This window comes from Pseudorhodoplanes sinuspersici (genome assembly GCF_002119765.1).
In the GTDB taxonomy this organism is placed as follows: domain Bacteria; phylum Pseudomonadota; class Alphaproteobacteria; order Rhizobiales; family Xanthobacteraceae; genus Pseudorhodoplanes; species Pseudorhodoplanes sinuspersici.
In genome coordinates, this window is record NZ_CP021112.1 from 4,111,899 (window position 1) to 4,133,036 (window position 21,138).

Here is a 21,138-nt window from a genome sequence, read left to right on the forward strand (position 1 = left end):
CAGGAGTTTTCTCGATGCGTGTTGCAACGCTGTACCGCTTGGCTTGCGCCAGCCTCGCTGCCCTTGCGCTGATCGCGCCGACGAAATTCGCACAGGCGCAACAGCCTTCGCCGGCCGCCATTACGACAGCCGGTGAAATTCTCGACATCAAGAATTCGATGGCGATGTTCGATCCTCTGGTTCCCGGCGTGATCGAGCAGTCCAAGACCACGCTGCTGCAGATGAATCCGAACCTGTTCAAGGACCTGAACGAAGTCGCCGGAAACTTGCGCAAGGAATATGCGCCACGCCTGGCCTCGCTGAAATCCGACATCGTCAAGCTTTACGCGGAGCGTTTCACCGAACAGGAATTGAAGGACACGCTGGCCTTCTACAAGTCGCCGCTCGGCAAGAAGATTCTCACCGAGGAAGTGGGCTTTGTCGATCGCACCATGTCGACGGCGCAGGATTGGGCGGTGAAGCTGAATGAGGAAATCCTTGCCCGCTTTCGCGCCGAGATGAAGAAAAAAGGTCACAACCTCTAGCGCCGCTGATGTCCGATGAGTGATTTCGACGTCGATCTGTTCGTCATCGGTGCCGGTTCCGGAGGTGTGCGCGCATCGCGCATTGCCGCAGGCTATGGCGCCAAGGTCATGGTCGCGGAGGAATATCGCGTCGGCGGTACCTGTGTGATCAGGGGCTGCGTTCCGAAGAAGTTGCTGGTTTACGCCTCGCGTTTCGCCGAGGAATTCGAGGATGCTGCGGGCTATGGCTGGACACTTGGTGAGCCCAAATTCGACTGGGCGACGCTGATTGCCAACAAGGATCGCGAGATCGACCGGCTCGAAGCGGCTTATGTCACCAATCTGGAGCGATCCGGTGTCGAGATTGTGCGAAGCCGGGCCATCATTGAAGACGCGCACCGTGTACGGCTCGTCGCCTCCGGCAAGATCGTGCGGGCCAAGCATATCCTGATCGCGACCGGCGGCTGGCCCGACAACGGCGCCGATATCGCCGGGCTCGAGCATGTCATTTCTTCGAACGAGGCGTTTCATCTGAAGGAATTGCCGAAGCGCGTCCTGATCCAGGGCGGTGGTTATATCGCCGTCGAATTCGCCGGTATTTTCCGCGGCCTCGGTTCCGAGGTGACGCTGATCTATCGCGGCGACAACATCCTGCGCGGTTTCGATGACGATGTGCGCGAGCATCTTCGCATCGAAATGGAGCAGCGCGGGATCAAGATCATTACGAAACAGATCGTCGATGGCGTCGAGAAGGTGGATCACGGTTTGTGCGTGTCGCTGTCCGACCATGAATCTCAGGTTGTCGATCTGGTGATGTTCGCGACTGGCCGGCGGCCGAATGTGACAGGGCTTGGTCTCGACAGGGTCGGCGTGCGCGTCAACGCCAAAGGCGCAATCGAGGTCGACAAGTTCTCGCAGACGTCTGTTCCGCATATCTACGCGGTGGGCGATGTCACGGATCGCGTTGCGCTAACGCCGGTTGCGATCCGCGAAGGACACGCCTTTGCCGACACCGTGTTCGGGGGGAAATCGATTGCCGTCGATCACACCGACATTCCAACGGCGGTTTTTTCCGAACCCGAAGTCGGCGTCATCGGACTGACCGAGGCGCAAGCGCGCCGGGACTTCGCGCGCGTCGACATTTACAAGACCAGCTTCCGGCCGATGAAGGCGACGCTGGCCGCGCGCAATACGCGGTCCTTTTTCAAGCTCATCGTCGATGGCGAGACCGACCGCGTGCTCGGATGCCACATCATTGGCCCCGATGCCGGGGAGATTATCCAGGTCGTTGGCATCGCGATCAAGATGCGCGCCACCAAGGCGGATTTCGATTCCGTGATGGCCGTTCACCCGACCGCTGCCGAAGAACTGGTCACCATGCGAACCAAGGCGGCCACCTACGTGCGGGCGGCTGCGGAATAGAGATTTTGCGTCCGCTCAACTCAGATCAGGCGCGCGAGCAGGGCTCCGACCATATAGGCGACCGCGGCTGCGAGCAGGCCGATCGCCAGCGTTTCAAGACCTGATGCCCACCAGCTTCTGTCTGACCACCGGCTTTTCAACGATCCGATCAGCATGAAAACAATGGCGGTGAGTGCGATCGCAATGAAGGGTCCGTCTGTTATTCCCAGCGCGAAGGGAGCAAGTGGCACAAGGCCAGCGATCGCGAAAGCGAGGAATGTGACACCGGCCGCCCAGGCAGGCGATCGCGATGAGGCGGCGATGCCATACTCTTCTGACAGCATCAGATCAATCCAGACGTCGCGCCGCGATACGACAAGACGCGTCAGTGTTTCGAGCGCTTCGTCTGCGTATCCCTTTTTGCGGAATATCTCGCGAACCTCATCGGTTTCGCCCGGGGCGTCGAGCGCGATATGCCGCTCTTCCTGGGCGCGCAGGCGTGATGCCTGTTCAGCCGCAGCCTTGCTCGCGGTGTAATTGCCTGCCGCCATCGAAAAACCGTCAGCCAGCAGATTGGCTGCTCCGAGAATGAGGACAACGCGAGCCGACAGATTGGCGCCGATCGCTCCAGAGACGACGGCAAAGGTGGTTACGGTTCCATCGATCGCGCCATAGACCGCGTCAGGTAGATAGTTGGCGCGAGGACCGCGCGCGAGACGCGCCGCGATCGCGGAGGGATCGTGCGAATGTTCGAGCTCATCGGGCATGGCGTCTCCGGCGGTGAATGACGAACGCGGATGGTCGATCTCAGTCTGGTATATACATGCCCGCTTCCCGAAACGGGACCTCTGCGGGCCGAATCGTCGCCGGCCCGAAATGATGTTAGAAACCGCCTGCCACCCGTCATCGACAGAGATGTGCGGAGACTTGGTTACGAGCACGGAACGAATGATCGACCTGACATCCGATGGCGGTTTGCAGCGAGCTGCAGTAATCGCTGTTGTATCTGTGCTGGCGCTGATTTTCGCAAGAGAGGTCGCCCAAGCGCAGGACCAATTCCATACGGGCAGCCTGCCACATCGCGAATTCCTGGTCGGAACGAAAGAAGCTCCACCCTTTGCGATGAAATCATCCGACGGACAATGGACTGGAATCAGCATCGACCTGTGGCGCCGCATCGCTCAAGAAAAGAATCTGCGCTACCGCTTCGTCGAAGAAGAAACGGTGCAGGGACTGGTCGATGGCATTGCGGAGAAAAAATTCGATATTGCTGTCGCCGCCTTGACGGTGACGGCAGCGCGCGAGGATATGCTGGATTTTACCGCGCCGTTCTACGCAACCGGGCTCGGCATTGCGGTTGCTGCTGGCGGGATCGCGAGTTGGACGCCGGTGCTGCGCGCTCTGACATCGTTCAGCTTCCTCCAGGCAGTGCTGGCTTTAATCGGCCTCGCATTAGTGGTTGGGCTGGTCGTCTGGTTCCTCGAACGGCGTCACAACGAAGAATTCGGTGGTACGATCGCCAAGGGCCTGAGTTCGAGCGTCTGGTGGACCACGGTTGCGATGACCCAGCGCGGCATCGGCCATGCTGGGCCGCGCACCATGCCCGGGCGCTTTGTCGCCATGCTCTGGATGGTCGGATCGATTATCGCCATCGCCGTCTTCACCGCCGGCATCACCTCGGCACTGACCATCCGCCACTTACAGGGCAACGTGCAGAGCGTCACGGATCTGTCGAAGGTCCGCGTCGGGATGGTCGCAAGCTCGTCGACTGAGGAGGTGCTCGACCGGATTCGTGTGAGCTACAAGGCTTATCCGAACGCGAAAGAAGGGCTGCAGGCGATCCGGCGTGGCGAGATCGACGCATTCGTCTATGACCGCCCGCTATTGGCCTGGATCGTGAACCAGGATTTCCGTTTCACGATCCATTTGCTCGACGTCAGCTTCGATCCGCAACACTATGCTTTGGCGCTGCCGCCGGGCAGTCCGCTCCGCAAACCGCTCAATATCGCGATCCTGAAATCGGTCCAGAGCTCCTGGTGGGACGATGTCCTCTATCGCTATATGGGCAGCCGCTGACAGTGTGGTGGCCCCGGCCAGGGCTTCTCGACCGTGGCCAGACCTCTTAAGTCCGGCTATAACGCCGCCGAGTGGAAGTGGCCCAAAGAGGCTTGGGGGCCGCAGGAGTAGCGACAATGCCTGAACGTTGGACGCCCGATGGCTGGCGCGCAAAGCCGGTCGTGCAGGTGCCAGAATACCCGGACAAGGCGGCCTTGGCCGCGGTTGAAAAGCAGCTTGCCAGCTTTCCGCCGCTGGTTTTTGCAGGTGAAGCCCGCAACCTGAAGAAGCAGCTTGCGCGCGTCTGCGCCGGCGAGGCGTTCCTGCTTCAGGGCGGCGATTGCGCCGAAAGCTTCGCCGAACACGGTCCCAACAATATCCGCGACTTCTTCCGCGTCTTCCTGCAGATGGCGGTGGTGCTGACCTTCGCCGGTGGCTCTCCGGTGGTCAAGGTGGGCCGGATCGCCGGCCAGTTCGCCAAGCCGCGTTCCTCGCCGACCGAAAAGCGCGGCGATGTCGAATTGCCGAGCTATCGCGGCGACATCATCAACGGCAACGAGTTCACACCGGAAGCGCGCATTCCCGATCCGCGCCGCCAGATAGAGGCTTATCGTCAGTCGGCGGCGACGCTGAACCTCCTGCGCGCCTTTGCCCATGGTGGCTACGCCAATCTCGCGACCGTGCATCAATGGATGCTGGGCTTCGTGAAGGATTCGCCGCAGGCCCGCCGCTATCAGGAACTGGCAGATCGTATCTCCGAAGCCCTCGGCTTCATGCGCGCCTGCGGGCTCGATCTCGAAAGTCATCCCGAGCTGCGCACGACCGATCTCTATACGAGCCACGAGGCGTTGCTGCTTGGCTTCGAAGAGGCGATGACGCGCGTCGATTCGACCAGCGGTGACTGGTACTGCACCTCCGGGCATATGGTCTGGATCGGTGACCGCACCCGACAACTCGACCACGCTCATGTGGAATATTGCCGCGGCATCAAGAATCCGATTGGCCTGAAATGCGGTCCGTCATTGAAGGCTGACGATCTCCTGAAGCTGATCGACATTCTCAATCCGGACAACGAGCCTGGCCGGCTGACGCTCATCGGCCGCTTCGGCAACGAGAAAGTTGCCGAGCATTTGCCAGCGCTGGTTCGCGCTGTGAAGCGCGAAGGCCGTGAGGTTGTGTGGTCATGCGATCCCATGCATGGCAACACGATCACCTCGGTGTCAGGCTACAAGACGCGGCCGTTCGATCGCATCCTCAATGAGGTGAAGGACTTCTTTGCCGTGCATACCGCTGAAGGCACTTACGCCGGCGGCGTGCATCTCGAAATGACCGGCCAGAACGTCACCGAGTGCACCGGCGGCGCGCGCGCGATTTCGGATTCCGATCTCAACGATCGCTATCATACCTTCTGCGATCCACGCCTGAATGCCGAACAGTCGATCGATATGGCATTCCTGGTTGCTGAATTGCTGAAGAAGGAGCGTGAGGCGAAGGCCAAGCCGCTGCCGCAGGTGGCAGGGCTTTAAGGGAAACGAAGCATTTTCCCTTTTCTCCGCGTAAGCGAGGATCCAGTCTTCCATTTTGTTACTGGGTCCCAGCTTTCGCGGGGACCAGCGGATGATGGTGCGGTTGTGGATAATCTGGATCAGGTCATCCTCAACAAAATCTTGATCCGCAGAAGCCGTTGTTTTTCGGGCTTTTTGAGCACGTCGCGATATCACCAACCCGGTAAATTGTCGCCCCGTTAACGCTGCATCGAGCGAACCCATTTCGTCGGCCCCGCGTGGCAATAAATCGAAAACAATTTGGTTCAAATCTTACGCACACAAGGCGTGATCATGGATCGCAAGAATCTGGACGCGCCCGGGATTGCCGGGGAGGCAGTCGTGGCCGAGAAAAACAGGTCACACGGCATTTGCGATCGCGGTCATGCCCAGCATGGCCGTGATCGCGAAAGCTGAAAACAAGTGGATTTTCTGATTTAGTCGACCGTCGAATCGACTCAAAATCCATGCCGGACCTCTCTCGTGCAACGCATCCTGCAAGCCACGCTCAATACGCTGAACGGGTTGCGCGCTGCGGCATCGAGCGAGGCGGCATTCCGCCAGGAAATCATAGCCTTTGTGATCGCTGTTCCGCTGGCACTCGTGATTGCAACAGACCTGTGGATGCGGGTGGCGCTCATTGGCGTGGTGTTGGCGCTCCTGATCGTGGAATTGCTCAACACCGCGATCGAAAAACTCGCCGATCGCGTCACGCTCGACCGTGATCCGATGATCGGCCGTGTCAAGGATATGGGCTCGGCCGCCGTCGGTCTGACGCTGCTGCTGGCGGGTCTTGTCTGGCTCGTTGCCCTCTGGGAACGCATTGCAGCCCTGTGGGCTTGACTGCGCATTGCGGCGAGCGGCGGCGCCGCGCTAAAGCATGATCCCGAAAAGTGGGAACCCGGTTTTCGGAAAGATCATGCTAAAGAAATGCCCATGAACGCCCGTCCCGTCGATCGCCTTGCCATAGCCATTGCCCAGCTCAATCCGATCGTCGGAGATGTCGCAGGCAATGCCGCTAAAGTCCGCGCTGCTCGCACGCAGGCCAGCGATGCCGACCTGATCCTGTTTCCGGAATTGTTCATTGCCGGCTATCCGCCCGAGGACCTTGTTCTCAAGCCAGCCTTCCAGGCTGCGTGCCGGGCGGCGATCGAGGACCTCGCGCGCGAGACTGGGCAGGGCGGTCCGGCCATGCTGGTCGGCACGCCATGGGTCGAGAACGGCAAGCTCTATAACGCCGTGGCCTTGCTCGATGGTGGACGCATCGCGGCACTGCGCTTCAAGGTCGATCTGCCGAATTACGGCGTTTTCGATGAGAAGCGGGTGTTCGCCGTTGGGCCGATGCCGGGGCCGGTGAATTTCCGCGGTGTTCGCATCGGCATTCCGATCTGCGAAGACATCTGGGGACCGGAGCCGGCGGAATGCATCGCCGAGACCGGCGGCGAAATCCTTCTTGTGCCGAACGGTTCGCCTTATCGCCGCGGTGTGGTCGATCAGCGTCTCAGCGTGTCGGTTGCGCGTGTGACCGAAACGCGCTTGCCATTGCTCTACACCAATCAGGTCGGCGGTCAGGATGAACTCGTGTTCGAAGGGGCGTCCTTCGTGCTGAACGCCGATGCTTCGATGGCGGTGCAGTTGCCGGCATTCAAGGAATGCGTGGTCACGACGCATTGGGTGCGCGAGCCTGACGGCTGGCGCTGCGAGAGCGGGCCGCTTGCCGCGCTCGATCCGCAAGACAAGACCGACTACGCAGTCTGCGTTCTTGGTCTGCGTGATTACGTCAACAAAAATGGTTTTCCCGGCGTCGTGCTTGGATTGTCCGGTGGGATCGATTCCGCACTTGTCGCCGCGATGGGTGTCGATGCGCTCGGCCGTGATCGGGTCCGTGCGGTGATGTTGCCGTACAAGTACACGTCCGAGGAGTCGTTTGCGGATGCTGCCGCGGTCGCGTCCGCGCTTGGCATCCGTTACGATATCGTGCCAATCGAAAGCGCGGTGAAGGGACTTGAACAGGCGCTTGCGCCGGTGTTCGAAGGATTGAAGCGCGATGTCACCGAGGAAAATCTGCAGGCGCGTGCCCGCGGCACGATCCTGATGGCGTTGTCGAACAAATTCGGCTCGATGGTGATGACGACCGGCAACAAGTCGGAGATGTCCACCGGTTACGCGACGCTGTATGGCGACATGAATGGCGGCTTCAATCCGATCAAGGATCTCTACAAGACCGAGGTCTTTCGTCTGAGCGAACTCCGCAACCGCTGGAAGCCGGACGGCGCGCTGGGACCCGATGGCGTCGTCATTCCGCAAAACATCATCACCAAGCCACCAACGGCTGAGCTGCGTGAAAATCAGAAGGACCAGGATTCGCTGCCGCCTTACGAGATCCTGGATCAGATTCTCGAACGTCTGGTCGAACAGGAGCAGCCGATCGCCGACATTATTGCCGCGGGTTTCGATCCTGGGATCGTTACGCGCGTCGACCGCATGCTCAATCTTGCTGAATACAAGCGGCGGCAAGCGGCGCCCGGCGTCAAGGTGACATTGCGCGGCTTCGGCCGCGACCGGCGCTATCCGATCACCAACAAGTTTCGCGATCCGGGCACGCCGTTGCCAAAGCCCGATACGACATTGGTCAATAACATCGCGGCGCGATCGGAAGCGTTCGATTTTTAGAGTTTGAGCTGCTGCGGAGCTTAACCCGCCTCATCCTTCGAGACGCATTGCTTTGCAATGCTCCTCAGGATGAGGCCGATCGAGGCTTCAGAACGGAGAACAACAGCAGGCGTTAGGTTACTGCGTCTGCAGGAATTTCGGCCCGACCGTGCGGATCGGCTTTTTCTCACCCGAGGACTCAGGAGTAGGTGTTTCCGCAGCTGCGGGTGCCGATGCTGCGTCCGCAGCAGCAGGACCTTTCTGGCCAGGCAGCAGCATCAGTCGGCCCTTGGCGTCGCGCGGGGCGGACATCTGCCGGGCGCGTTCCTCGGTAACGATGATATCTCCGCGAGGCGGCGCATTCGGATCGTCCTTCACCGCATTGGCCCAGCTTTCGCCCGCCTGTTTGCACGAGCACGCTGCGTTCCATTCGGTCTTGTATTTGAAGGCGTTCGGCATCTCGGTGTAGAGACGGCCCCCGGTAGAGACCGCTTGCCGCATATCCTCGCCGGGGTTGCGATGCGAATAGAGCACCACTTCGGCTGCAGGACACATGCGCTGGCATGTCGCTTCGTCGTCCTGGAAACGGTCAGGCGAGGTCGAGAACGAGATCGGGAAGAAATAACCGTCGCAGGTGCGCACGCACACCGTGCGATAACCGCTACCGCCACCGCCGGGCATATTCGGATCCGGCTCGGGAGCCACAATGGAGCCTGGCCCGCCGAAAAGCTGTTCGAAGAAATTGCGGGGCCCTGCATTGGCGGCCGCCGAGCGGTATTGTGGTCCGCAATCGTTCTGCGCAAGGGCCGTCAGAACCGCGCGCCGCTGATTGTCGCGTTCATACCCGCCGCCAGCACCCTGCAGCCGCTGCAAGTCGCCTTGGGTCCGCGCCAGATTGGAGCGCAGCTGCTGGATCTGATTATTCAGCGGTCCGCATTGGTCGGAGCGCCCACCGCCGCCGAAAAGCTGGAAAAAGCCGGACGCGTCGCAACCGAGCCGGCGCGACTGCATCGTGGCCCGGTCGAGTTCCGCCTGCTGCCGGCCGGCCATCTCCTCGAAGCGGCGGACCTGGTCGGCACGGCCAGGATCGCCGCCCGAGCGATCGATCGAGGCGAGCTGGCCCTCAAGCCGCTGACAGACCTGATCGCGGCCCCCGTATTGGGGAAATTGCTGGGCGGAGGCACTGACAAGGCCGCAGGCCATCAAAAGGCAGCCAAGCGACGAGATTTTAAAGCTGGTGGATCGGGCCATGCTTTTCATTGGGTTCCCGCTGAATGTGCCCTCACTGCCCTCCGAATGAGGCGCCGGGATGGTTATCAAACGGTTAAGCACCAGGCAAATTCTCGCAATCAATCACAGATTGAAAGCGTCGGGCGAAGTCATTGTCCGATCTCGCTATTTGCGCGGTTCGGGCAAACCCTCATCCTCCGGCAGGCTGACATTTTGGGCGCCGCCCTTGGCTTCGGCCCTCAGGTTCCACAAAATGCCGGCGAGGATGATGCCGGCGCCAATGAAAACCAACGCATCCACGCTTTCGCCGAAGAACATCCAGCCGACGACGGCGATCAGCGGCACACGCAGGAAATCGAGCGGGACCACGACGCTCGCGTCGCCGTACCGGAAAGCGTTGGCGATGCAGTAATGCGCGAACAAGCCGGCAATGCCGATGCAGGCCAGCGGCAGGAACTGCCATGGCTCAAGCCGCAGGACGAACAGCGGATCACTGCCTGCAAGTCCAAGCGGGAATTGCAACAGGTTCATCCAGAAGACGATGCCGAAAGTCGTCTCCGTTGCCGTCATCTTTTTCGTATAGACATTGAAAACGGCATAGAAAAACGAGCAGGCCAGCACCAGCAGCGCTGCCGGCTGAAAGGCTTGAATGCCTGGCCGCAAGATCACCAGACAGCCAATCAGGCCCATCACGATCACAATGACGCGGCCTTTTGTCAGTTTCTCGCCAAGAACGAAAATCGAAAGAAGCAGCGCCCAGGCTGGCAAGGTGAATTCGAGAGCGAAGACCATCGCAAACGGCAGCAATGTCAGGCTCAAAGCCCAGCAATATTGCCCGGCGAAATGGGTTGCCGAGCGGAAGAAATGCATCGGCAGCCGTTTGGTTTTCATCTGCGGCCACAGGCTCGGCCGGATCGCCAGCAACGCAAACAGGATCACAAGTGCGCCAAAGCTGCGGACGAGCAGAACTTCGAAGACCGTCAGCTTGTTGCTCACGAGACGAATCGAAACCGCCATGGCCGAGAAGGACAGCAGCGTGCCGGTCATCCACAGGACGACGCGGGTTATGTTCTGTGTTTGCACGGGGCTGATCTCGCAATCGTCATGCCGGAAGGCATGCGATCGTTATTCGGCGTCAGGTTGGTTTTCCGGGCGGGCCTTGTCGAATGCTGCGAGCTTTGCGCAGGCAGCCTCGATGGCGAGGATCCTCGGAAACGCATCGAGGGGAGTCTTGAACCGCCGTGCGTTGAAGATCTGCGGCACAAGGCAAATGTCGGCCAGAGTTACGCGGCCGCCGAATGCATAAGGGCCGGGCTTGAGCAGCGGTTCGATCGCTTCGAAGCCCGCCAAAACCCAGGACCTGTACCATTCGTCGACGGCAGCCTGATCGTGGCCGAGCTTTTTCAGATAGTTCAGCGTGACGAGATTGTTCAGCGGGTGAATGTCTGCCGCAATGATCTGCGAGACGGCGCGGACATGCGCGCGGTCGATCGCATCTGCGGGCAATAGCGCCGGCTCCGGGAACACCTCATCGAGATATTCGATGATCGCGAGCGACTGCAGAATCCGGTCGCCGTTCGACAATTCCAGCGTCGGTACGCGCATCTGCGGATTGATGGCCCGGTATTCCGGGGTCTTGTGCTTGCCGCCATCCTTGGTGAGATGGATCGGGATCATCTCGTAAGGCAGGTCCTTCAAGTTCAGCGCGATACGGACGCGATAGGCGGCCGACGAACGGAAATAGCCATAGAGTTTCACGTGTCCTCCGGGTAGCGATGGGCATCATGCGCCACTGATGTGCGGCGAACCAAACGCGGTCGCGCCGCGCTTGTCCAGAGCGGTTCCGTCGATCCTGCAATGCGTTGGCTGGCGTCGTTTTGCTTTGACGCATTTTCTTCACGCGAACCGGTACCCACTTCGCTCGAAAACGCTCTAGCTGTCCGGAATTTCCGCCTCGGCGGCCAGCGGCTTGGATCGCCGAATCAATTGCTGCAGTGCACGGGCAAAGGCATCCCGGTCGGCCGGATCGATGGCCTCGATCAGTTCGCGCGCGAACGCGACGGCGCCGGGCGCAAGTTCGTCATAAATGGCCCGGCCCTCCGGTGTCAGCGACAGGAAGGATTCGCGTAGATCCGAACGATTGACCCGTCGGGCCAGAAGCTTGTTCTTCTCCAATTGTGCGACCGCCCGCGACACCTTGGTCTTGTGCATGTGGGTGTGCTCGCCCACGGCCTTGCCGGTCATGGTCTCGAATTCGCCGAGCGTAACCAGCACACGCCATTCCGGCACACCGATGCCGTATCGTTCCACGTAGAGGCGTGACAGGGCTTGTGAGACGAGGCTGGCCGCGACGTTGAGTTGATAGGGCAGGAAATCATCGAGGCGTAGCGGCGCATGGCGGTTTGATCGCCGTGGCTCGCTCGTCTCGGCAGTGGGTTGTCCTTTGATCTGCGTCGCCATGATCGCGCTTGGTTATTCCTCGTATTGGCGGTCGGGGACCATGGCGTAACTTTCTGGCCCGCGCAACGCCGCGCCGCATCGCGGTAAATAGAATGGTCGGATTGACAATCGATGGCCGCTCGGGCTGCTAATCCGCCAAAAGAGCACGGGAGCCGAAATGCCCAGATTTGCCAACGCGGACGAAGCGGCGCAGGCGGCGCGCTCGTTTGACCTGAAACGCCTGCCGCCGGATTTTATCGACGATCCGTATCCTTGGTATCATGCACTGCGCGAGCACGATCCTGTGCATCGCATGCCGGACGGCAGCTATTTCATCACGCGCTACGACGATTGCGAAGCGCTCTACAAGGACGCGAAGACCTATTCGTCCGACAAGAAGATCGAGTTCAGACCGAAATACGGCGACTCGCTTCTGTTCGAGCATCACACCACCAGTCTCGTCTTCAACGATCCGCCACTGCACACCCACGTGCGCCGGGCTATCTCCGGCGCGCTATCGCCGCGTGCCATCGCCGAGATGGAGGTCGGGTTGATCGAATTGGTGGATCGCCTTCTGGCACGGCTGGAGCAGAAACGGAATGTCGATCTCATCGAGGATTTTGCCTCTGCGATTCCGGTCGAAATCATCGGGAATCTGCTCGGCGTTCCGCATAATGAGCGTGAGCCCTTGCGCGGCTGGTCGCTCGCGATTCTCGGTGCGCTGGAGCCGGTGTTGACCGACGCACAAACCAAAGCCGGGAACGACGCGGTGCGCGATTTCCTCGCTTATCTGAAAATCCTGACCGACGACCGCCGCCGCAATCCGGGCGATCCCGACAAGGATGTGCTGACGCGCCTGATCAACGGCGAGCATGACGGCCACAAGCTGACCGAAACCGAGCTCCTCCAGAATTGTATTTTCATCCTGAATGCCGGTCACGAGACAACGACCAATCTGATCGGCAATGCCCTGCATCTGCTGCAGCAATGGCCCGATCAGAAGCGCCGGCTGATGGACGACCCCGGCCTGATGAAAACGGCGGTGGAAGAGGTGTTGCGTTTTGAAAGCTCGAACCAGCTCGGCAACCGGCGTGTGGTGATCGACACGGTGCTGGGCGGGGTGCCGATGAAGGAGGGCGATCTCATCACCATTGCCATCGGCGCGGCCAATCGCGATCCGAAATATTTTCCCGATCCGGACCGGTTCGATGTCGGCCGCAACCCCAACCGGCATCTGGCCTTTGCCAGCGGCATTCACGTCTGCGCGGGCATGAATGTCGCGCGGCTCGAGGGCCGCATTGCGCTGGAGCGATTTTTGAAACGCTTCCCGAACTATCGGCTGGATGGCGAGCCGTTACGCTCGCCACGGGCGCGGTTCCGCGGGTTCATTACGCTGCCGGCGGTCGTAGGATGAGTGAAGCGCCACATCGCGATGTATCGTATTCGCAGTGCCGTCGCGCGTCGGCTCACGGTCGGACTTATAGTGCTGAAAAGCCGGCGCGAAGCGCACGCTTTTGGAACCTTACCGCTTCCGGACGAAGGTCTGACGCCGGGTCGGCGGTGCGGCCATGGCGTTGCCACGGTGGCGGAAGCTGATGCGGCCACGTGACAAGTCGTAAGGCGACATCTCCACGATCACGCGATCGCCTACGCCCGTGCGGATGCGGAATTTGCGCATCTTGCCCGCGGTGTAGGCGAGGATCTCGTGCTCGTTGTCGAGCTTCACCCGAAAATTGCCGTCCGGCAGCACTTCCGTCACCGTGCCATCGAACTCGAGCATCTCTTCTTTCGACATTCAAACTTCCTTCTACGGCTGGAGCACTTTCCGGCAGAGCTTGCAGCGGCTCGCTGCGGAAGTGACCAAATATAAGACGCTGGAGCATGATCCGATCCCACAGGACGGATCATGCTCCGGTTTATCAACGCGGGGCGGGCGCGTTCTGCCGTTGCCCACGGCGATCAGATCTGCGGCCCCGCATGAAGCCGGCGGACGATATATCACCGCCGCCGGTTCCGCCATTGCGTTGCGGCTTGCCTGTGTATGGCTGGCCGGGGCCACGGCCGCCATTGTTTTGCGGCCTCGCAGTCTGCTGCGGCCCTCGCGGGGCACCGTCTTGTGTCCCTTGCGCTTCGCGTTCCCTCCGGCGGCGGCGCTGGCCGGCCCGGTTGCGCGGCTTGCCGTCGGGGCGGGCGGCGTGATTTTCCGAAGCGACCGAACGCGGTTCGGAAGTCGAACGGGCCTCGGCCGGCCTGCCTTCTGTCGATTTGCCGGCGCGTTTGTCCGTTGACGGCAGCTTCATGCGGATCAGTCTTTCGATGTCACGCAGATAGGCCCGCTCGTCATTGTCGCAGAACGAGATCGCGACACCATCGGCGCCGGCACGGGCGGTCCGGCCGATGCGGTGCACATAGCTGTCCGGCATGTTTGGCAAGTCATAGTTGATGACATGCGTGATGCCGTCGACATCGATGCCGCGTGCGGCGATGTCGGTTGCGATCAGTGTCTTGATGCGGCCGTTGCGGAAGGCGGCGAGGGCGCGCTCGCGCTGGTTCTGCGACTTGTTGCCATGGATCGCTTCGGCGGCCAGGCCCTTCTGCTCGAGCTGACGCACCACCTTGTCGGCACCGTGCTTGGTGCGGGTGAAGACGATAGCGCGGTCGATCGGCTCATTGCGCAAGATATCGGCGAGAAGGCCGGGCTTGCTGGCTTTGTCCACCAGCACGACACTCTGCGTGACACGCTCGGCGGTCGATGCCTGCGGCGTTACCGCGACGCGCGCCGGATCGCGCAGCATGATGCGGCCGAGTTCTTCGATCGGCGGCGGCATGGTGGCCGAAAAGAACAGCGTCTGGCGCTCTTTCGGCAGGCGGCTGACGATTTTGCGGATATCGTTGATGAAGCCCATGTCGAGCATGCGGTCGGCTTCGTCGAGGACGAAGATTTCCACCTGATCGAGCGTGATCGCCTTCGCCTGGACGAGATCCAGCAGCCGGCCAGGCGTGGCGACCAGAACATCGGCGCCATTCGCAGACGCCCTGATTTGGCGACCGATCGGAACGCCACCAATGGCCAGATTAACGGCGCACTTCATGTAGCGGCCATAGGTCTTGAAGCTGTCGACGATCTGACCGGACAATTCGCGGGTCGGGCTCAGCACCAGCACACGACAGGTTTTGCGTTCGGGACGGCGGCGGTTGTTGGCGAGGTGATTGAGGATCGGCAGCGCGAAGGCAGCGGTCTTGCCGGTGCCGGTCTGCGCAATGCCGACGACATCGCGGCCCGCCAGAACCTGAGGAATGGTTTGCGCCTGAATAGGGGTCGGGGTTTCGTAACGTTCGTCAGTCAAGGCACGGGCGATGGGCTCGGCCAATCCAAGGTCAAGGAAAGCAGTCAAAATTTCAATCTTTCATGCGGCACGGTCGCCCGGCCCCATTGGGGGACACGGACGCGACGCGCGGGGTTCAAAGGACATCCCGCGTGGTCAGGGCTGCCGGCTAGATCTGTGGTGAAAAGCGGGCCGAAAACCAGCGTGTTAGATAAATGGTCTTCGTTCACGCGGCCCGCGAGCGGCTGAAGCCGACTCAAGGTGAGGATCATATGGCGGGTTTATTTGTTCGATTCAAGGCGGATATCGGGGGAAGGCGAGCAAATTGACAATGGTTTCAAATGTAACTATCTTCCATCGTGCATAAGCGGTCCCTTGAGAGTCCGTACGTTGAGGAGGATGTGTCATGGCTGATATCGACACCGCGCCGCGGGTCAAGCGGCAGGCTTCTCCCGCAGCTGTTACTGACAAGATCCGCACCGAACCGCTGGTCGATGCCGCCGAATACATGTCCGGTTTCGGCAATTCTTTCGAAACCGAAGCGCTCCCCGGGGCACTGCCGATCGGCCGCAACTCGCCGCAGAAGATCAATTACGGCCTCTATGCCGAGCAATTGAGCGGCTCGCCCTTCACAGCGCCGCAGGCGAGCAATCAGCGTTCGTGGCTGTACCGCATCAGGCCGACCGTGCGGCATACCGGCCGGTTCCAAAAGATCGATCGCGGCTTCATTCGCACTGCGCCAGAACGCGATGACAGTGACTTGCCGCTCGGGCAATTGCGCTGGGGCCCGGTACCGATCCCGAAAAAAAAGCTGACCTTTGTCACCGGCCTGCACACCATCACAGTTGCCGGTGATAGCGAGGCCATGAGTGGCATGGCCGCGCATGTGGTGATTGTCACCGAGTCGATGGTGCATGAGCATTTCTTCAATGCCGATGGCGAATTGCTGATCGTCGCACAGCAGGGCGCATTGCGCTTTCGTACGGAATTCGGACTGATCGAGATTGCGCCCGGCGAAATCTGTGTGATCCCGCGCGGGGTGATCTTCCGCGTCGAACTCGTCGATGGTCCGGCACGCGCTTACGTCTGCGAGAATTATGGTGGCGGCTTCACGCTGCCGGATCGCGGGCCGATTGGCGCCAATTGCCTTGCAAACCCGCGCGATTTCCTGACGCCTGTCGCCGCTTACGAGGATGTCGAAGAGCCATGTACGCTCTATGTCAAATGGGGCGGCGAACTCTTCAAGACCGAGGTGCCGCATTCGCCGCTCGATGTCGTCGCATGGCACGGCAATTACGCACCCTACAAATACAACCTGAAACACTTTTCGCCGGTCGGGGCGGTATTGTTCGATCATCCCGATCCGTCGATCTTCACGGTGCTGACGTCGCCGTCCGAAACGCCAGGGACTGCGAATATCGACTTCGTGATCTTCCCGGAGCGCTGGGGCGTTGCCGAAAACACATTCCGCCCGCCCTGGTATCACCGCAACATCATGTCGGAATTCATGGGATTGGTGGAGGGCGTCTATGACGCCAAGCCCGAGGGCTTCGTGCCGGGTGGTTTCTCGCTGCACAATACCATGCTGCCGCATGGCCCTGATGTCGAAGCTTTCGAACAGGCCAGTAATGTCGAACTGAAGCCGGTGAAGCTCAGCAACACGCTCGCCTTCATGTTCGAGACTCGTTTCCGTCAGCGTGTGACGAAATATGCGGCCGAGCATGAAGCGCGACAAGACGATTACATTGATTGCTGGAAGGGGCTAAAGAAGCATTTCGATCCGAAACGCCGCGAGCCCCGCTGACAATGAAACTTGCCTCCTTGAAGAACGGCCGTGATGGACGGCTGATTGTTGTATCGCGCGATCTGTCGCGCTTTGCCGATGCCTCCGCCGTCGCTCCGACGCTGCAGGCCGCGCTCGATGATTGGGATTCGGCGTTGCCGCGCCTGACTGAAATTGCCGATGGGCTCGAATCCGGCCGGCTGGCGAATCAGCCATTCGATCCGGCGAAATGTGCCTCGCCTTTGCCGCGTGCCTATCAATGGCTCGATGGGTCGGCCTATGTGAATCACGTCGCGCTGGTGCGCCAGGCGCGCGGTGCCGAGGTTCCTGAGACCTTTTGGACCGATCCACTGATGTATCAGGGAATCTCCGACGTCATCATAGGACCACGCGATCCGATCTTGCTCGCCGACGAGGCGTATGGGATCGATCTCGAAGCCGAGGTCGTTGTCGTGCTCGGTGATGTGCCGATGGGCGCAACCCGCGAACAAGCCGTCAAGGCGATCAAGCTGATCATGCTGGTCAATGACGTTTCGCTGCGTAACCTGATTCCCGCCGAACTCGCCAAGACCTTCGGCTTCCTGCAATCGAAACCGTCATCGGCTTTCTCGCCGGTCGCGGTGACGCCGGACGAACTCGGCAAGGCCTGGGACGGAGCCAAAGTGGACTTGCCGCTGCTGAGCTTTATCAACGGCCAGCCGCTCGGCAAGCCGGTCGCTTCGGTCGACATGACATTCGATTTTCCGACCTTGATCATGCACGCGACCAAGACTCGCGCGCTTAGCGCCGGCACCATTCTTGGCGCCGGCACGGTCTCGAACCGCGACGCCAATGGCGGACCCGGCAAGACCATCGCAGATGGGGGCTTGGGCTATTCGTGCCTTGCGGAACAGCGGACGGTCGAAACCATTTTACACGGCAAACCGTCGACGCCGTTCCTGAAATTTGGCGATCGCGTCCGTATCGAAATGAACGACAAGGACGGCAAATCGATCTTTGGCGCGATCGATCATGAGGTGGTGCGCTACACGCCGCCGAAATAACGACGATAAAAGACGCGAGCCTGCGACATGCGCAGGCCATTTCAGGGTTGGAAACGAAAGGTGGCTGATGGCCAAGGGCTTTGCTTCGACCGGCGACACCGCCGACAAGACCATCTCATTCGATGAGATCGGTCGCGATCTCTATGCCTTCACCGCGGAAGGCGACCCGAATTCCGGCATCATCATTGGCGATGACGGCGTCATGGTGGTGGATGCGCAGGCAACACCGGTGATGGCGCTGGAGGTGATCGAGCGGGTGCGCAAGGTCACCGACAAGCCGATCAAGTATGTGCTGCTGAGCCATTATCATGCCGTGCGGGTGCTCGGGGCGTCGGCCTATGATGAGGCGGAGATTCTTGCATCCGACACGACGCGTGACCTGATCGTCGAACGTGGTCAGCAGGACAAGGATTCGGAGATCGGCCGTTTCCCGCGGCTGTTTCGGGCGGTCGAATCCATTCCGGGTCTGACATGGCCGACCATCACCTTCCAGAAGCAGATGTCGGTCTGGCTCGGCAAGCGCGAAGTGCGCATCATGCATATCGGGCGCGGGCACACGGCGGGCGACGTCGTCGCCTGGGTGCCGGACGCCAATGTTGTCTTCTCCGGCGATCTCGTCGAATATCATTCGGCCTGTTACTGTGGCGATGCGCATCTGAAGGACTGGCCAGAGACATTGAAGCGTCTCGGCGAATTCAAGGCCAATGCGTTGGTGCCGGGCCGCGGTGCTGCGCTGGCGACGCCGGACAAAGTGCGTGATGGTATCGAAGGCACGCGCGATTTTCTGTCGGCGCTTTATGATTCCGCGAAAGCAGGCGTCGCCAAGGGCTTGTCGCTGAAAGATACATTCGTTGCGACGAAGCAGGTCATGGACCCGAAATTCGGAAGCTACGCGATCTACGAACATTGCATGCCGTTCAACGTTGCACGGGCATATGACGAGGCCAAGGGCGTCGATCATCCCGTGATCTGGACGGCGGAGCGCGATCGCGAAATGTGGGCGGCATTGCAGGGTTAGCATCGAGACGTAACGGGAGCACGGGCCGTGGGCGTCAATGAAAGAAAGTCGCTGTTTCATTTTGGCTATCGGCGTTCGCCTGATCAGGGCGCGGCAACGCCGGTGCGGCATCAGGTGGTCATTGTCGGGGCCGGGCCTGTAGGGTTGTCGATGGCGATTGATCTTGCCCAGCGCGGAATATCATCCGTGCTGCTCGACGACGCCGATCGGATCGGGGAGGGCTCGCGCGGACTTTGCTACTCGAAGCGCGCGCTGGAGATCTGGGACCGGCTCGGCGTCGGCGAGAAGCTCGTCGGCATGGGGGTCACCTGGAAACTCGGCAAGGTCTATCTTGGCAACGAGATGGTCTATGCGTTCGATCTCCTGCCGGAGGACGGCCATAAGATGCCGGCTTTCATCAATCTGCAGCAATATTATCTGGAAAAGGCACTGGTCGACCGCGTGCTTGAGCTGCCGTCTATCGACCTGCGCTGGCGCAATCGCGTGACCGGCATGGAGAAGCGCAATGACGGGGCGACGCTCACGATCGAAACTCCGGACGGTCCCTATCGGCTCGATGCTGCGTGGGTGATTGCGGCTGACGGCGCCCGCTCGACCATGCGGGATCTTCTTGGGCTGGAATTCAAGGGCCACACCTTCGAGGAAAAGTTCCTGATTGCCGATCTCAGGATGCCGGCCGATGACATCCCGACCGAACGGCGCTTCTGGTTCGATCCGCCATTTCATTCCGGACAGTCGGCATTGATGCACCGGCAGCCGGACGAATCCTGGCGCATCGACCTGCAGCTCGGTCCCGACGCGAATATCGAGGAAGAACTCAAGCCCGAAAGCTACGAGCCGCGCATCCGAAAGATGCTGGGGGATCGCAATTTCCACATCGATTGGGTCTCGATCTATCGCTTCAACTGCCGCAGGATCGATCGCTTCGTTCACGGGCGCGTCGTGTTTGTCGGCGATGCGGCGCACCAGGTTTCTCCGTTCGGAGCGCGCGGTGCCAATTCCGGCGTCGAGGATGCCGAGAACCTGGCCTGGAAACTGGTGGCTGTCCTCCGCGGGGACGCGGGCGAGAACCTCATCGAAAGTTATGATCTCGAGCGCACGCAGGCTGCGGACGAGAATATCGGGCATTCGACCCGCTCGACCGATTTCATCGCCCCGCGCTCGCCTGCCGAGCGAGCGCTGCGCAACGCCGTGTTATCGCTGGCGCCGCACGCGGAATTTGCGCGCCGCATGGTCAATTCCGGGCGGCTTTCGGTCGCGAGCATCTACGATACGCCGCTGTCCACTCCCGATGAGGAAAGCTTCGGTGGTTCGGCATGCCTTGGCGGTCCGGCGCTCGACGCCGCGATGCAGACCGCCGACGGCGCTGCCTGTTATCTCCTGGAGAATCTGTCGGATCGGTTCGAGCTATTGTACGTCGCCAACGGTTCAGCGCCAGTGGTCCCGGACGACATCAAACTCACGGTCATCGGCCACGACCTCATCGACGCGCGCAATGATTTCCAAACACGTTTCGATGCCGAGCCGGGATCGGCTTACTTGCTGCGGCCTGACCAGCACATCTGCGCACGCTGGCGGCATCCGACCTTCGACAAGATCGCCGCGGCGCGAGCCCGCGCTCTTGCGCGATAAGCGTAAGGATCACGCCGGCATGCGCATCGACGACAGCATTTCGCCACAGGCCTTGATGCAGTCGTTACAGACCTTGGCGCAGACCGCGCAGTGCTTGTGCAATTCGGCATGCCGCTCGCATTCGGCGGCACAGGCGCGGCAGAAGGCGATGCAAGTCGTCAATTGTGCTTCGAGCAACTGGCGATGGCCGACCTTGTTGGCGCGCGACATGATGCTTCCGGTCGCCGTACAGACGGCCGCGCAATCATGATTGAGGCGGATGCACGATATCAGACGGTCGACGTCCTTTTCCGCGAGGCAGGCATCGGCACAAGCCGTGCAGGTTTCGACGCAGGCAAAACAGGCGTCGATGCAGCGGCTCATAACCTCAGCGTGGCTTGGATGCTCCGGGTGCGAGCGGAACATGTTTTTGACGACGGCAGCGGACATTTTTCAGGTTCCCTTCCAGCGTTCCTCGACCACCGACTGCAACATTCACGACCGTCGATAGTTCCGGGAGACGGGAAGTTTCA

19 protein-coding genes are annotated in these 21,138 nt (G+C 60.5%); 11 read left to right on the forward strand and 8 right to left on the reverse strand.

Annotated features, from left to right (window positions below; translation table 11 throughout):
* Positions 1-14: 14 nt before the first annotated feature.
* Positions 15-524, forward strand: coding sequence for a DUF2059 domain-containing protein (locus CAK95_RS19935; protein ID WP_157699687.1), 510 nt, complete (start codon positions 15-17; stop codon positions 522-524).
* Between the two features lie 15 nt (positions 525-539).
* Positions 540-1,925, forward strand: a complete 1,386-nt coding sequence (gor, locus tag CAK95_RS19940; RefSeq protein ID WP_086089501.1) for a glutathione-disulfide reductase — start codon at positions 540-542, stop codon at positions 1,923-1,925.
* 20 nt (positions 1,926-1,945) lie between these two features.
* Here gor and CAK95_RS19945 read toward each other — a convergent pair whose 3' ends face one another.
* Entirely contained in the window at positions 1,946-2,671 is a 726-nt protein-coding gene (locus CAK95_RS19945; protein WP_086089502.1) for a VIT1/CCC1 transporter family protein, read from the reverse strand.
* A 181-nt stretch (positions 2,672-2,852) separates the two neighbouring features.
* On the opposite strand from CAK95_RS19945, the gene CAK95_RS19950 reads away from it, so the two are divergent.
* The 4 genes from CAK95_RS19950 (at position 2,853) to CAK95_RS19965 (ending at position 8,176) form a co-directional block, all read left to right on the forward strand.
* Positions 2,853-3,980 (forward strand): transporter substrate-binding domain-containing protein, encoded by a 1,128-nt coding sequence (locus tag CAK95_RS19950; RefSeq protein WP_086089503.1) that lies wholly within the window; start codon positions 2,853-2,855, stop codon positions 3,978-3,980.
* 116 nt (positions 3,981-4,096) lie between these two features.
* Entirely contained in the window at positions 4,097-5,485 is a 1,389-nt protein-coding gene (locus tag CAK95_RS19955; protein ID WP_086089504.1) for a class II 3-deoxy-7-phosphoheptulonate synthase, read from the forward strand.
* A 501-nt stretch (positions 5,486-5,986) separates the two neighbouring features.
* Complete coding sequence (locus CAK95_RS19960) at positions 5,987-6,346, forward strand: diacylglycerol kinase (RefSeq protein ID WP_086089505.1); 360 nt, start codon at positions 5,987-5,989, stop codon at positions 6,344-6,346.
* A 93-nt stretch (positions 6,347-6,439) separates the two neighbouring features.
* Positions 6,440-8,176 (forward strand): NAD+ synthase, encoded by a 1,737-nt coding sequence (locus CAK95_RS19965; RefSeq protein WP_086089506.1) that lies wholly within the window; start codon positions 6,440-6,442, stop codon positions 8,174-8,176.
* Positions 8,177-8,293: 117 nt separating this feature from the next.
* On the opposite strand, the gene CAK95_RS19970 is transcribed toward CAK95_RS19965, so the two are convergent.
* From CAK95_RS19970 to CAK95_RS19985, 4 genes are all read right to left on the reverse strand, one after another.
* On the reverse strand, positions 8,294-9,406 hold the full coding sequence (locus CAK95_RS19970) for a DUF2865 domain-containing protein (protein ID WP_245303467.1): 1,113 nt from the start codon (positions 9,404-9,406) through the stop codon (positions 8,294-8,296).
* 144 nt (positions 9,407-9,550) lie between these two features.
* On the reverse strand, positions 9,551-10,468 hold the full coding sequence (locus tag CAK95_RS19975; RefSeq protein ID WP_086089508.1) for a DMT family transporter: 918 nt from the start codon (positions 10,466-10,468) through the stop codon (positions 9,551-9,553).
* Positions 10,469-10,510: 42 nt separating this feature from the next.
* The gene (maiA, locus tag CAK95_RS19980) at positions 10,511-11,143 is read right to left on the reverse strand and encodes a maleylacetoacetate isomerase (RefSeq protein ID WP_086089509.1); all 633 of its coding nucleotides are present in this window, start codon (positions 11,141-11,143) and stop codon (positions 10,511-10,513) included.
* 174 nt (positions 11,144-11,317) lie between these two features.
* Positions 11,318-11,845 (reverse strand): MarR family winged helix-turn-helix transcriptional regulator, encoded by a 528-nt coding sequence (locus CAK95_RS19985; protein ID WP_086089510.1) that lies wholly within the window; start codon positions 11,843-11,845, stop codon positions 11,318-11,320.
* Between the two features lie 157 nt (positions 11,846-12,002).
* Between CAK95_RS19985 and CAK95_RS19990 the strand changes: the two genes are divergently transcribed.
* Positions 12,003-13,238 carry a cytochrome P450 gene (locus CAK95_RS19990; protein WP_086089511.1) on the forward strand — a complete coding sequence of 412 codons (1,236 nt, stop codon included), beginning with the start codon at positions 12,003-12,005 and terminating at the stop codon, positions 13,236-13,238.
* A 108-nt stretch (positions 13,239-13,346) separates the two neighbouring features.
* Here the strand turns inward: CAK95_RS19990 and infA are convergent, their stop codons facing one another.
* On the reverse strand, positions 13,347-13,619 hold the full coding sequence (gene infA / locus CAK95_RS19995) for a translation initiation factor IF-1 (protein WP_086089512.1): 273 nt from the start codon (positions 13,617-13,619) through the stop codon (positions 13,347-13,349).
* A gap of 124 nt (positions 13,620-13,743) precedes the next feature.
* Positions 13,744-15,219, reverse strand: a complete 1,476-nt coding sequence (locus CAK95_RS20000) for a DEAD/DEAH box helicase (protein WP_086089513.1) — start codon at positions 15,217-15,219, stop codon at positions 13,744-13,746.
* A gap of 439 nt (positions 15,220-15,658) precedes the next feature.
* Between CAK95_RS20000 and hmgA the strand changes: the two genes are divergently transcribed.
* From hmgA to CAK95_RS20020, 4 genes are all read left to right on the forward strand, one after another.
* Positions 15,659-16,954, forward strand: coding sequence for a homogentisate 1,2-dioxygenase (gene hmgA, locus CAK95_RS20005; protein ID WP_245303885.1), 1,296 nt, complete (start codon positions 15,659-15,661; stop codon positions 16,952-16,954).
* Positions 16,955-16,956: 2 nt separating this feature from the next.
* A complete protein-coding gene (locus CAK95_RS20010) occupies positions 16,957-17,976 on the forward strand; it encodes a fumarylacetoacetate hydrolase family protein (protein WP_086089515.1) in 1,020 nt (339 codons plus the stop codon).
* 67 nt (positions 17,977-18,043) lie between these two features.
* Complete coding sequence (locus CAK95_RS20015) at positions 18,044-18,994, forward strand: MBL fold metallo-hydrolase (RefSeq protein ID WP_086089516.1); 951 nt, start codon at positions 18,044-18,046, stop codon at positions 18,992-18,994.
* Positions 18,995-19,021: 27 nt separating this feature from the next.
* Positions 19,022-20,626, forward strand: coding sequence for an FAD-dependent oxidoreductase (locus CAK95_RS20020; protein WP_183044161.1), 1,605 nt, complete (start codon positions 19,022-19,024; stop codon positions 20,624-20,626).
* Positions 20,627-20,635: 9 nt separating this feature from the next.
* Here CAK95_RS20020 and CAK95_RS20025 read toward each other — a convergent pair whose 3' ends face one another.
* Positions 20,636-21,055: a four-helix bundle copper-binding protein gene (locus tag CAK95_RS20025; protein ID WP_245303468.1), complete on the reverse strand. Its 420-nt coding sequence runs from the start codon at positions 21,053-21,055 to the stop codon at positions 20,636-20,638.
* Positions 21,056-21,138 lie beyond the last annotated feature (83 nt).

Coding starts and splice junctions, on each gene's coding strand:
- CAK95_RS19935 (WP_157699687.1), top strand. CDS start 15: ATGCGTGTTGCAACGCTGTACCGCTTGGCTTGCGCCAGCCTCGCTGCC.
- gor (WP_086089501.1), top strand. CDS start 540: ATGAGTGATTTCGACGTCGATCTGTTCGTCATCGGTGCCGGTTCCGGA.
- CAK95_RS19945 (WP_086089502.1), bottom strand. CDS start 2,671: ATGCCCGATGAGCTCGAACATTCGCACGATCCCTCCGCGATCGCGGCG.
- CAK95_RS19950 (WP_086089503.1), top strand. CDS start 2,853: ATGATCGACCTGACATCCGATGGCGGTTTGCAGCGAGCTGCAGTAATC.
- CAK95_RS19955 (WP_086089504.1), top strand. CDS start 4,097: ATGCCTGAACGTTGGACGCCCGATGGCTGGCGCGCAAAGCCGGTCGTG.
- CAK95_RS19965 (WP_086089506.1), top strand. CDS start 6,440: ATGAACGCCCGTCCCGTCGATCGCCTTGCCATAGCCATTGCCCAGCTC.
- CAK95_RS19970 (WP_245303467.1), bottom strand. CDS start 9,406: ATGGCCCGATCCACCAGCTTTAAAATCTCGTCGCTTGGCTGCCTTTTG.
- CAK95_RS19985 (WP_086089510.1), bottom strand. CDS start 11,845: ATGGCGACGCAGATCAAAGGACAACCCACTGCCGAGACGAGCGAGCCA.
- CAK95_RS19990 (WP_086089511.1), top strand. CDS start 12,003: ATGCCCAGATTTGCCAACGCGGACGAAGCGGCGCAGGCGGCGCGCTCG.
- infA (WP_086089512.1), bottom strand. CDS start 13,619: ATGTCGAAAGAAGAGATGCTCGAGTTCGATGGCACGGTGACGGAAGTG.
- hmgA (WP_245303885.1), top strand. CDS start 15,659: ATGTCCGGTTTCGGCAATTCTTTCGAAACCGAAGCGCTCCCCGGGGCA.
- CAK95_RS20010 (WP_086089515.1), top strand. CDS start 16,957: ATGAAACTTGCCTCCTTGAAGAACGGCCGTGATGGACGGCTGATTGTT.
- CAK95_RS20015 (WP_086089516.1), top strand. CDS start 18,044: ATGGCCAAGGGCTTTGCTTCGACCGGCGACACCGCCGACAAGACCATC.
- CAK95_RS20025 (WP_245303468.1), bottom strand. CDS start 21,055: ATGTCCGCTGCCGTCGTCAAAAACATGTTCCGCTCGCACCCGGAGCAT.